The sequence below is a fragment of the Sulfurimonas sp. C5 genome, from assembly GCF_029872055.1.
Taxonomy (GTDB): Bacteria; Campylobacterota; Campylobacteria; order Campylobacterales; family Sulfurimonadaceae; genus Sulfurimonas.
In genome coordinates this window covers 85,299-97,360 of the sequence record NZ_JARXNQ010000004.1, presented here as the reverse complement: position 1 = coordinate 97,360, position 12,062 = coordinate 85,299, and the positions used below count along the sequence as shown (strand labels likewise).

Annotated in this window: 12 protein-coding genes, 2 tRNA genes and 1 other RNA gene; 7 read left to right on the top strand and 8 right to left on the bottom strand. The window is 36.9% G+C overall.

Annotated features, from left to right (window positions below; all coding sequences use genetic code 11):
- Nucleotides 1-9 precede the first annotated feature (9 nt).
- Both P6N22_RS08120 and P6N22_RS08115 read right to left on the bottom strand, forming a co-directional pair.
- The gene (locus P6N22_RS08120) at nt 10-978 is read right to left on the bottom strand and encodes an HlyD family efflux transporter periplasmic adaptor subunit (protein WP_280331900.1); all 969 of its coding nucleotides are present in this window, start codon (nt 976-978) and stop codon (nt 10-12) included.
- 63 nt (nt 979-1,041) lie between these two features.
- A complete protein-coding gene (locus tag P6N22_RS08115; protein ID WP_280331898.1) occupies nt 1,042-1,338 on the bottom strand; it encodes a type II toxin-antitoxin system HicB family antitoxin in 297 nt (98 codons plus the stop codon).
- Between the two features lie 111 nt (nt 1,339-1,449).
- Between P6N22_RS08115 and P6N22_RS08110 the strand changes: the two genes are divergently transcribed.
- On the top strand, nt 1,450-1,800 hold the full coding sequence (locus P6N22_RS08110; protein WP_280331896.1) for a DUF3147 family protein: 351 nt from the start codon (nt 1,450-1,452) through the stop codon (nt 1,798-1,800).
- An 83-nt stretch (nt 1,801-1,883) separates the two neighbouring features.
- Nucleotides 1,884-4,607, top strand: a complete 2,724-nt coding sequence (locus P6N22_RS08105) for an EAL domain-containing protein (protein WP_348542138.1) — start codon at nt 1,884-1,886, stop codon at nt 4,605-4,607.
- Between the two features lie 19 nt (nt 4,608-4,626).
- Here the strand turns inward: P6N22_RS08105 and ssrA are convergent.
- Nucleotides 4,627-4,997: a transfer-messenger RNA gene (gene ssrA / locus P6N22_RS08100) on the bottom strand.
- 171 nt (nt 4,998-5,168) lie between these two features.
- On the opposite strand from ssrA, the gene P6N22_RS08095 reads away from it, so the two are divergent.
- Nucleotides 5,169-5,633 (top strand): cupin domain-containing protein, encoded by a 465-nt coding sequence (locus P6N22_RS08095; RefSeq protein ID WP_280331894.1) that lies wholly within the window; start codon nt 5,169-5,171, stop codon nt 5,631-5,633.
- 36 nt (nt 5,634-5,669) lie between these two features.
- Here P6N22_RS08095 and P6N22_RS08090 read toward each other — a convergent pair.
- From P6N22_RS08090 to mraY, 5 genes are all read right to left on the bottom strand, one after another.
- Nucleotides 5,670-5,745, bottom strand: a tRNA-Phe gene (locus P6N22_RS08090).
- 10 nt (nt 5,746-5,755) lie between these two features.
- Nucleotides 5,756-5,831: transfer RNA gene (locus P6N22_RS08085), tRNA-Phe, on the bottom strand.
- 52 nt (nt 5,832-5,883) lie between these two features.
- Nucleotides 5,884-6,483, bottom strand: a complete 600-nt coding sequence (locus P6N22_RS08080) for a trimeric intracellular cation channel family protein (protein ID WP_280331892.1) — start codon at nt 6,481-6,483, stop codon at nt 5,884-5,886.
- Entirely contained in the window at nt 6,471-7,034 is a 564-nt protein-coding gene (locus P6N22_RS08075) for a phosphoribosylglycinamide formyltransferase (RefSeq protein ID WP_280331890.1), read from the bottom strand. The genes P6N22_RS08080 and P6N22_RS08075 overlap by 13 nt, the downstream gene beginning before the upstream one ends.
- On the bottom strand, nt 7,031-8,092 hold the full coding sequence (gene mraY, locus P6N22_RS08070; RefSeq protein ID WP_280331889.1) for a phospho-N-acetylmuramoyl-pentapeptide-transferase: 1,062 nt from the start codon (nt 8,090-8,092) through the stop codon (nt 7,031-7,033). The genes P6N22_RS08075 and mraY overlap by 4 nt, the downstream gene beginning before the upstream one ends.
- A gap of 85 nt (nt 8,093-8,177) precedes the next feature.
- On the opposite strand from mraY, the gene gpmI reads away from it, so the two are divergent.
- The 4 genes from gpmI to P6N22_RS08050 all read left to right on the top strand — a co-directional run bounded on the left by gpmI (nt 8,178) and on the right by P6N22_RS08050 (nt 12,057).
- Entirely contained in the window at nt 8,178-9,653 is a 1,476-nt protein-coding gene (gene gpmI / locus P6N22_RS08065; protein ID WP_280331887.1) for a 2,3-bisphosphoglycerate-independent phosphoglycerate mutase, read from the top strand.
- Nucleotides 9,654-9,675: 22 nt separating this feature from the next.
- The gene (fabG, locus tag P6N22_RS08060) at nt 9,676-10,422 is read left to right on the top strand and encodes a 3-oxoacyl-ACP reductase FabG (protein WP_280331884.1); all 747 of its coding nucleotides are present in this window, start codon (nt 9,676-9,678) and stop codon (nt 10,420-10,422) included.
- A gap of 63 nt (nt 10,423-10,485) precedes the next feature.
- Entirely contained in the window at nt 10,486-10,716 is a 231-nt protein-coding gene (gene acpP / locus P6N22_RS08055) for an acyl carrier protein (protein ID WP_193113119.1), read from the top strand.
- Nucleotides 10,717-10,839: 123 nt separating this feature from the next.
- A complete protein-coding gene (locus P6N22_RS08050) occupies nt 10,840-12,057 on the top strand; it encodes a beta-ketoacyl-ACP synthase II (protein ID WP_280331881.1) in 1,218 nt (405 codons plus the stop codon).
- Nucleotides 12,058-12,062 lie beyond the last annotated feature (5 nt).

Sequence of the window (12,062 nt, the reverse complement as noted above, 5' to 3'; positions counted from 1 at the left end):
ATAAAATTCTTACAATGTTTTAACCGTAACAGGTAAACCTTGTTTTAACTCTGCAGAAGGGTTGGTGATAATTACACGAAAGCGATATACGAGATTTGGACGTGCTTCAGGTGTTTCAATGTTTTTCGGCGTGAATTCGGCTACAGGAGAGATAAATCCTACATACCCTTCGTATGGTTCTTCTCTAACATCTGTATAAACAAGCATTTTTTGCCCTTGTTTGATTTTTCCAAGTTCTGCTTCGCCGATGTATGCACGTACCCAGTATTCGTCTTGAAGCGCAACTTCTACAATACTTTGTGCAGGAGTGACGACAGATTTTGGTTCAACATAGCGTGTGAGAATTGTACCATCTGTAGGTGCCGTAATGGTAGCCTCTTGCAAATTATATTGCAGAGTCTTTTTTTGTGCTTTTAAAGCTGCAACTTTTTTTGCTTGGGCTTCGATGTCCTCTTGCTGGTACCCTTTTTTCATAAGAGCATAAGAACTTATAGCTTTATCGTAAATTGCTTGTGCTTTTTCATAAGCTGTTTTTGCAAGGACATAACTTTGTTCGGCAGTTGTTTTATGCTCGTAGAGTTGCTTCTGGCGCACATATGTATCTTTTGCACCGTCAAGTGAAGCTTTTGCTTCTTGCATAGCGGCTTTTGCTTGAGCTATCTCTTCAGTTCTGTACCCCGATTTTAGTTTTTGTAAAATAGTTCTTTCTGCTTCGATTTGAGCTTCGAGTTGTTCGATCTGATAATGCAGGGGCGTAGTATCGAGTGAAGCCAATACATCCCCTTTTGAAAATTTTTGCCCCTCATCTTTAGTAACACACTTTACCGTCCCTAAAAAAGTGAATGAAAGTTTTTGGGTTCTGTTTTCAATGTTCCCGTAAAAGGTGCTTTGAGAATTTGCAGATTGTGTTGAATTTTGATAAAGATAGACACCACATGCACTTAAAATAACAAATAGAAGTAAAATAATTTTTTTCATATGAAAGCCTTTAAATTGTGAAATTTTATTATAGCACTTTAAAGAAACGGTTGATAAATTTTGCTATATATCTATAAATTCTACAGCATATGACTTGTCATCTTCTGCTGTGACATGTAAAATACATTTTGAAGCTGTAAGAGGTATTTTTAACTCGTTGAGAAGTTTATCTGTAAAATGTTTAGGTGTGTTTGCCGGTGGAAGTTCTTCATTTTCAAGCCATAATTCAGTAGCTTCTTGCATCATTTCACACGCTTCTTTCATAGTATCTCCGTAAGCTACACATCCTGGAAGATCAGGTACTACTGCTATAAAATCGTTATCTTCTTTATCTTGGTAAATAAATGCAACATATTTCATGATATATCCTTTTTTATTTCGCATTATGCATACAAAATGCTTTGATGCTAATTAGCTTGTGTATAATGCTGACAAGATAATTTCAAAAAGTTTAAAAAAGAGAGAAAAATAATGGCATATTATGTAGTTAAATTACTTATTACAACAGTGTTAATCGTACTTATATCTGAAATAGGAAAAAGATACTCTTTAGCAGGTGCACTTCTGGCAGCAATTCCGTTAGTATCGATTCTTGCTATGACTTGGATGTATGTCGATACAGGAACTTCGGAGAGTGCAGTAGAGTTTTCCAAAAGGATTGTATGGCTCATTGCACCCTCAATGACATTGTTTATAGTATTTCCGATTTTGATTAAAAAAGGTGTCGGTTTTCCTTTGAGTATGCTCATCTCAACTGCATTAACAATCGGAGCATATTACAGTGTGATCTATATAGTTGGAAAATTTGGGATTAAATTATAATTTAAGTATTGACAGTGCAGCAGATGGGTTCTTTTTAAGTTAGGTTATAAAGGTTGTACGTTACAATCGAAAAATTTAATAATGTGAGAATTAATTTGTTTAATTTTTCTAAATATAGAGATTTCAACTTTATACTACTGTCTAGTTCACGTGAGCTTATTTATTTTATCTTTCCCATTTTTTTTATCATAGCTTTACTGGTCTGGTCAATAGTTAAAGAGCGTAATGATCAGCAAATACAAGCAGATTTTAATTCCAAAGTTCTCGGGATCACGCACAATATAGAAGACCGAATAGATAGTTACACCAATATCTTAGAGAGTGGAATAGGTTTTTTTTATGGCAGCGAGAATGTGTCACGAGATGAATGGCGTGAATTTATAAAAGTATTGGATATTGCAAAGAACTATCCGGGCATGCAGGGAATAGGGTATGCTCAGATGCTTTCACCAGCTCAGGTGCCGATCATTGAGCGTAAAATGCGAGATGAAGGTTTCAGCAGTTTCATCGTAAAACCCAAAGGAGAGCGAGAACAATATAGTGCGATCTTGTTTCTCGAACCGCTGGATATACGCAATAAAGAAGCGATTGGCTATGACATGTTTTCTGAGAGTACACGCCGTGAGGCAATGGAGAAGGCACGTGATACGGGTAAAGCAAGTATGTCGGGACGTGTTACACTTGTACAGGAGATAGATGAGGATGTCCAGGCCGGTATGCTTATTTATCTGCCGCTTTATCAAAAGAAAGCAAAAATAGATACCGTCGAAGAACGCCGAAAAGCATTGCTTGGGTATGTTTATAGTCCATACAGAATGGATAATTTGATGGAGCATATCGTCCATGATAATGCATTAGTTGGTTTCGACATTTATGATACTGAGAAGAAGACGCCAGAACATCTTCTTTACAGTTCATTAAACACTCAATCATATCCCTCTCTCTATCGTTCGAATAAAAAGCTAAAGATCAATGGGCGCATATGGTATATTAACTTTTACAGTACTCCTGAATACGAGAAGCTACATAGCATGGTAACACCATTGATGACCACTTCAGGTGTGTTGTTTGTCATTATGCTTTTATTAATGATTATTACATTTCTTATTAAAAACCGTATAGTAATACTTGAACAGTCTCAAACACTCAACAAGCTGACACAGGCTTTGGAACAGAGCCCTAATTCGACAGTTATTACAGATATCAATGGTGTAATAGAGTACGTGAATGATGCTTTTGTCTCTACTACAGGATATAGCAAGGATGAGGCTTTTGGAAAGCCTCCTTCCATACTCAAATCGGGAAAGACTGCTGATGAAACTTATCGAACAATGTGGAAAACGATCACTGCAGGAAAAGAGTGGCAAGGTGAGTTTATTAATAAACGTAAAGATGGCAGTGAATATATCGAATTTATAAAAATCTTACCTGTTTTTGCTTCAGACGGTAGTATTTCTAATTATATGGCGGTTAAAGAGGATATTACCGAAAAGAAACAGACAGAAGAACGTATCTATTATCTGGCAAATTTTGATACTTTGACGGGACTTGCAAACCGATACCAGTTAATGGAACGCCTTGGTTATATGATCAGTAGTGCAAAGCGTAATAATGAACAGTTGGCTGTTATTTTCCTGGACCTTGACCAGTTTAAAAATATCAATGACACTCTTGGACACAGTGTGGGCGATCTTCTTCTTACCAAGATATCTGAGCGCATAATATCAGTACTGCGGGAGATAGACACGGTTGCACGGCTTGGCGGGGATGAATTTATGTTGATACTTCCTGACACTAATGCTGTCGGCGCTTCGAATGTCTCTCAGAAAGTACTTTCTATCATCGAACAGCCTATACAAATAAGAAACAACGAATTAATAGTTAGTGCTTCTATAGGTATAGCTATTTATCCAGACGACGGCAGGGATAAAGAAACACTTATTAAAAATGCTGATGCAGCTATGTATAAGGCAAAACAATTCGGACGTAATCAATACGCTTTCTTTACAAAAGAGATGCAGCAGCAAAGTGTACGTAATCTGCAACTCACTAATGAACTGCACTATGCCATTGAACGTAAACAGTTCTATCTCGTTTATCAACCGCAGATAAACATACAGAATAATACTCTTATCGGTGCAGAAGCATTATTGCGTTGGAAACATCCGGAGCTTGGAGAAATCTCTCCAGCAGAGTTTATTCCGCTTGCTGAAGATAGCGGCATGATTCTGGCTATAGGTGAATGGGTTTTACGTCAGGCAATTATGCAGACAAAAATATGGAATGAACAAAATGACATACTGATCACTATGGCAGTAAATATTTCAGCTGTTCAGTTTAGACTGCCGAATCTCCCAAAAATGGTTATAGAAGTTCTTGAGGAGATAGGTCTTGATCCATCCTACCTGGAACTGGAACTTACAGAAGGTATTGCAATGCAGAATCCTGAATATGCAATACACACTATCTCCAAACTAGATGAGTATGGCATTAAGATGGCAATTGACGACTTTGGTACAGGATATTCTTCACTTAGTTACTTGAAAAAATTTAAGATCTCTAAGCTGAAAATCGATCAAGGGTTTATTCGAGACATCTGTACAGATCCAGATGATAGAGCTATTGTCAGCGCTACAATCAGTTTAGCTAAAAGCTTGGGTCTTAAAACCATTGCAGAGGGAGTGGAAACAGAAGAACAATTGAACTATATTAAAATGCAACAGTGCGATATGGTACAAGGATATTTTTTCAGTAAACCGCTTCGTGTAGAAGAGTTTCAGGCATATATCTTTTCAAGATCTTCATAGATTGTAAAAATTTAAATGATGGTGGAGCTGTGCGGAATCGAACCGCAGTCCGAAACTCAGCTACTAATAACGTCTACATGCTTAGAGAAGTTGTTTGATTTAATCCTGCTTCACACAACTTGCAAAGCTACACAAGACGAGTCTAGATTGAGTTCTTCTAAAGGCTAGACAACCCATAGATATATCAGCATAAGGTGATACTTCAAAATCTTTCCTATCCTGAGTCAGAAAGCGAAGCAGTCCTAAGTTAAGTTAAAACTTACGCTACAGCGTAAGCAGGACGATAATTTGTATTGTTTGCGTTTATTCGCAAGTGAGCCGCGTAACGGAAGTGCTCAGTCCGACATGCAGTTAGAAGCTACCAAATCCCGTCGAAACCAGGTCAGCCCCAAATGTAGAACTATGTTTAAATAGTATATGAAATTATATCCAAAGTTTGTTAAATTGATTTCACTAATTTTCATGCACCTTAATCTTTTTTAGTATATCGTGTAGTTAACCTTTATTAAGTATAGAGAGTTCTATAATGATTTCTTATGGACTTCACGTAAAGGAGACACAATGTTTAATATAAGTAACTTGATTGTAATGACTCTCATTACAATGTTATTTTCAACATTTAGTTTTGCTGAGGAGAACAATGCTGCTGCCTTAGCATATAAATACGATAACTCAGAACTCCAATGGGGACCTTGCCCGGCATTTCTTGGAGAGGAGTGTAAAATTGCAGTCTTACACGGTGACCCTGCAAAAAAGAATACAGATGTTTTCTTTAAAGTGCCCGCTGAGTATGACATACCACATCATTGGCACACGTCTGCAGAACGTATGGTGCTTGTATCTGGAACTATGACGGTGAAATATGATAATCATAATGAAGAAGTACTGACAACAGGAACATATGCTTATGGACCCTCAAAACATCCGCATCGTGCGTATTGCGAAAAAGGTGAAGCTTGTGTGTTGTTTATTGCTTTTGAAGAACCGATTGATGCTTTTGAAATAATGAAATCTACTCAAGATTAGCTGTAATAAAAGTTATTGAAATAAAAGTTGAAAGGATGGTGGCCAATCTCGGAATCGAACCAAGGACACAGTGATTTTCAGTCACTTGCTCTACCGACTGAGCTAATTGGCCATTGTAAAAGTGGTGGCCTGTCTCGGAATCGAACCAAGGACACAGTGATTTTCAGTCACTTGCTCTACCGACTGAGCTAACAGGCCTCTCTTAAAGAGGACGAAATTTTATCTATAAAGTACTGAAAGTTAGCTTATATTACTTCAAAGGTATAGACCATTTTTGATAATATGCGACAAGTCTTAGTGTTAAAAAGACAACAAAGACGATTGTCATGGAAAGAATATGGAGCTGATCGAAGCTTTTCAACAGGTAAACCGTAAGGGCTATAAGAATGGCTATAGTACCGTAAAACCCTGTTTTTAGGACAAATGGGATCTCATTTATGATCACGTCTCTGGCAATACCTCCGCCAACGGCAGTTATAAAAGAGGTTGCAATGACACCTGTAAGATTAAATCCCGCTTCAAGCCCGATAATCGCTCCCGAGATACTAAAAGAAATAAGTCCGATCGAATCACTTAAGATGAAAAGTGGTTTGTTTTCAATGGAATTACGTTTGTGAAATTGAAAAATGATGAGTCCAAGCATTACAAGTAAAATAGTAAGTGCAGGATAAGTGTGTGTAAAAGTAAAAGGAGGGCGATCAACGATTACATCGCGGATAACACCACCTCCAAGGGCAGTTAAAAAAGTTGAAATTAATACACCGAGCAGATCGAGTCTGTTTTTTACACCGACAAAAAAACCACTCATTGCAAAGGCAATAATTCCTATATATTCGCTTATTTCAAACATATCTCTAAAGCTTCCACTACAGCTTGTTTTTCAAGTTCTTTGATTTTTCTTTCAAGAGATTCTACCGTTTCATCTTGAGATAAAACAAGTTCTTTTTGTAAAATAATCTCACCCTCATCGTAGTGCTCATTTACAAAATGGATACTTACACCGCTTTTGCTCTCTTTATTTGCAATAACTGCTTCATGAACAAATCTGCCGTACATTCCAGAACCACCGTATTTTGGTAAAAGTGCAGGGTGAGAGTTGATAATTTTAAAACTTTCAGTGATCTGTGTTGAAAGTTTTTTCATATACCCCGATAAAACTACACAGTCACATTGATACGTTTCGAGAATTTCTGCTATTTTTTCATCCGGTACAGATGCAGTTTTTTGATTGACAACGAAGCTGTCTATTGAGAGCTCTTTTGCTTTTTTCAGAACATTTGCATCGTTATTGTTTGAGATAATGACAGAGATTTTGGCATCAAGTTTGTTTGTTTGTATAGCTTCATTGATAGCATCTAAGTTACTACCGTTGTGTGAAGCTAAAATTGCGAGATTTATCATCTTATTTTCAGTGTTATTAGGGCAAGAATGTTAGACAAAATAGCAATGATCCAAAAACGCACAATTATCTTGTTTTCAGCCCAGTTTTTCATCTCAAAGTGATGGTGGATTGGAGCCATTAAAAACACTCTTTTATTACGTAGTTTGTAACTACCCACTTGTAAGATAACAGAAAGTGTTTCTATTACGAAAATAGAACCGATTAAAAGAAGTAAAATTTCACTTTTTGAGATCACCGCCAAATAACCTAAAAATGCACCTACTGTGAGTGAACCGCTGTCACCCATAAATACTTCCGCAGGATGACAGTTAAACCATAAAAAACCTGCAAGAGCACCAATAAGTGCACTGGCAACGATACTTACTTCACCGACAGGAATATTAGGAATTAAAAGATATTCACTAATTATTGCATTACCTGTAGCATAGATAATAATACTAAAAGATGTAAGTGCTACGATAGAAGGTACAGTAGCCAGTCCGTCAAGACCATCTGTAAGGTTTACCGCATTTGATGTCGCAACAATTACTAAGACCCATAAAGCAATTGCAAAGATACCCATGTCTAAAACAGGTGTTTTAATAAATGGGACATAAAGTTCCGTATTGAATTCTGCAAAAAGGCATAAAAATGCCGCTACGATTAAAGCAGAAAGGATTTGCAGTATCATTTTTGTTCTTGCCTTTAAACCTGCAAGGTTTTCATTTTTCTTGATCTTTGCAAAATCGTCTTGAAAACCAATTAAAACAAAAAGACCTAATGTCAGCAGGGCACCCAGAGCATAATGATTACTGAAATTAATAGTTAAAAGTGACGCAAAAAGTGTTGACCCAATGAAAACTACACCACCCATTGTTGGTGTTTTTGCTTTTTCCTGATGGCGTTCAGGAGCCCAGTTATTGATAGGTTGTACGCTTGAAGTTTTTTGTGCCCATCTAATGAATTTCGGCATTAAAAAAAGTGTTAAAAAAAGTGCTATAAAGAAAGCGATACCCGCACGTATAGTGATGTATCCTAAAATATTTATATCTAAAATCTGGTGTAAATAATAAATCAAAAAATCTACCTTATAAGAGTTCATTTGTAAAAGTGAAAGCGTATTATAGTATAATTACATCAAATTTTTACAGCTAGGAATAAAATTGAGCAAAAAAGCAATTTTAGTAATTACGGACGGAATTGGGTATTGTGCCAAGACAGAAAACAATGCATTTTACCATGCAAATAAGCCCACATACGACAAACTCTTTCAAGAGGTTCCACACTCTTTAATCGATACGTTTGGTCTAAGTGTAGGACTTCCTGAAGGTCAGATGGGAAACTCTGAAGTAGGGCATATGACTATCGGAAGCGGAAGAATTTTATACCAAGATTTGGTAAAGATCTCTTTGGCGCTTGAAGAACAAACTTTAGAGAAAAATGAAGAACTTGTAAATCTTCTTGGAACATCTGAGAGACTACACCTTATAGGACTTATGAGTGACGGTGGTGTGCATTCACACATAGATCATTTCATGGGGATAGCAGATATTGCTGCAGCACAAGGTAAAAAAGTGTTTTTACACCTTATTACTGACGGTAGAGATGTTTCTCCCACTTCGGCAAACAAATACCTTAAAATGGTAGATGAACATTTAAACGATAATATCTCGATTGCAACAATTTCAGGACGTTTTTACTCTATGGATAGAGACAACAGATGGGAAAGAGTAAAGCGCGGATATGATGCTATTGTAAGTGCTGAACCGAAAACTTCTATGACACCTGATGCATATGTGGGACACTCTTACTCTTTAGGTGAAACTGACGAGTTTATGGAACCGACAGCATTTGAAGGTTATGAAGGGATGCAAGAGGATGATGCGGTCCTTACAATCAACTTCAGAAGTGACAGAATGCGTGAAATGGTTACTGCACTTGCATCAAACGATTTTGGTGAATTTGAAAGAAAAGTAAATCATATTAACCTAGCTACGATTACAGAATATGATAAAAGTTTTACTTATCCGGTACTTTTCAAAAAAGAATCACCGAAAAATACTCTGGCAGAGGTGATAAGCAATAATAACCTTCGTCAACTCCATACTGCAGAAACTGAAAAATATGCACACGTGACATTTTTCTTAAACGGTGGAATTGACGAGCCTTATGCAAACGAAACAAGAGTTTTAATCCCGTCACCAAACGTTAAAACGTACGACATGAAACCTGAAATGAGTGCAGCAGAAGTTGGTGAAGCTGTACTAAAAGCGATGGATGAAGAGTATGACTTTATAGTTGTGAATTTTGCAAATGGCGATATGGTTGGACATACTGGTGATTTTGATGCTGCTATAAAAGCTGTTGAAGCAGTGGATGCAGAACTTGGAAAAATTGTGGAAAAAGCACATGAAAAAGAGTATGCATTTGTTCTGACATCTGATCATGGAAACTGTGAAGAGATGAAAGATGATGAAGGAAATATCCTTACAAATCATACAGTTGGAAAAGTTTGGTGTTTTGTAGATGCTCCAAATGTTTCAAAAGTTGAAGCAGGTGGATTAAACAATATCGCTCCTACAGTTTTAAAACTTATGGATATAGAGATCCCATCAGAGATGGATCACAGTTTAATATAATTAAAAAAAAGGGAAAAAAAGAATGAAATTTAGTGGAAAAAATGTTTTAGTTACAGGTTCAAGTCGCGGTATCGGTGCAGAGGTTGCAAAAACTTTAGCAGGTTTTGGTTTAAAAGTATGGGTAAACTACAGAAGCGGTGCTGAAGCGGCAGATAAAGTAAAAGAAGAAATAGAAGCTGCAGGCGGTTCAGCAGCAGTAATCGGTTTTGACGTAAGTGACGAAGCAGCATTTACAGATGCAATCAAAACTATTATTGACAGTGACGGTGAACTTTCTTACTTAGTAAACAATGCTGGTATTACAAACGATAAACTTGCTCTTCGTATGTCAACAGCTGATTTTATGTCTGTAATCAATGCAAATTTAACATCTTGTTTTATAGGTTGTCGTGAATTTTTCAAAGGGGCTAGAAAGAAAAAATTCGGTTCAGTTGTAAATATTGCTTCTATTGTAGGTGAAACTGGTAATGCTGGTCAAACAAACTACTCTGCATCTAAAGGTGGTGTAATTGCAATGACAAAATCATTCGCACTGGAAGCTGCTACAAGCGGAATTAGATATAACACTGTTACTCCTGGTTTCATTTCAACAGAAATGACGGAAGTTTTAAGTGATGAAGTAAAAGCGGCACTTAATGGAAAAATTCCGATGCAAAGAATGGGTGAGGCTAGAGAAATTGCGGAATCTGTGGCATTTTTACTATCTGATCACGCTTCATACATTACGGGAGAAACGCTGAAAGTTAACGGCGGAATGAATATGGCATAAATCTTTGTCTAAGATATTTGTGGTATAATTACGAGATTTTAAAACTTAAATATAGGAGCTATAATGGCACTTTTAGATGATATTAAAGAGGTTGTAGTTGAACAACTAAGCGTTAGCGCTGATGAAGTTAAAGAGGATGCGAAATTCGTTGAAGATTTAGGTGCAGATAGCCTTGACGTTGTTGAACTAGTAATGGCTCTTGAAGAGAAATTCGATATCGAAATTCCAGATGATGAAGCTGAGAAAATTCAAACTGTTGCTGATGTAGTTGCTTACATTGAAAGCAAAAACTAAGAAAAATTAGTTTTATTTATAAAAGGGAAATCCCTTTTATAAAATTTCAAAGAAGTGTTTTTACCAATTAACTTTGATAGTTAATTTATAAAAATATTTAATTTAATATTACGGAGATATTTAATGAGAAGAGTGGTAGTAACTGGGTTAGGTATGATTAACTCTGTTGGAAATGATAAAGAGAGTGCTTTTAAAGCAATTTGTGATGGTGAGTGTGGAATTGACACTATTACATTATTTGACCCAACAGAATTCCCTGTAAAAATTGCAGGAGAAGTAAAAAACTTTGATCCGGCAACTGTTATGCCACCTAAAGAGGTAAAAAAAGCTGACAGATTTATCCATCTTGGTATTAAAGCGGCTCAAGAAGCTATGGAAGATGCTAATTTCGGTGAAGATATTGATAAAACTAGATTCGGTATCTCTGCTGGTAGTGGTATTGGTGGTTTACCTTCAATTGAAAACAACTCTGTAATTTTAGAGACGCGTGGAGCTAGAAGAATTTCTCCATTCTTTATCCCTGGTGCATTAGTAAATATGCTTGGTGGATTCGTTTCTATTGAACATGGTATCCAAGGACCAAACTTAGCTTCTGTAACAGCGTGTGCAGCTGGAACGCATGCTATCAACGAAGCATGTAAAACAATTATGTGTAACGGAGCTGAAAGAATGCTAGTTGTTTCTGCAGAATCTGCAGTGACTGGTGTTGGTATCGGTGGTTTCGCTGCTATGAAAGCACTTTCAACAAGAAATGATGATCCAAAACACGCTTCTCGTCCGTTTGATGCTGGACGTGATGGTTTTATTATGGGTGAAGGTGCTGCAGCACTTGTACTTGAAGAATATGAAGCGGCTGTAGCTCGTGGTGCTAAAATCTACGGTGAAGTTATCGGTTTTGGTGAAAGTGGAGATGCAAATCATATTACTACACCAAGTCTTGACGGTCCGGCACGTGCTATGAAAGCTGCATATGAGATGGCTGGTCGTCCGAAACTTGATTATGTAAATGCACATGGTACTTCAACACCAATCAATGATAAAAATGAAACAGCAGCTTTAAAAGAACTTTTAGGTGGAAAAGAAAATTGTCCTCCAATGAGTTCAATTAAAGGACAACTTGGTCACTGTCTAGGTGCGGCAGGTAGTATTGAAGCTGTTACTTGTTTAATGGCTATGAGAGACGGTATTATCCCTCCAACAATCAACTATGAAACTCCTGATGAAAACTGTGATTTAGATTACGTTACTGAAGGTGCAAGAAAAGCTGAACTAAATGTAGTTATGTCTAACTCTTTTGGTTTCGGTGGAACTAACGGCGTTGTTATCTTTAAAAAGATATAAGCTAA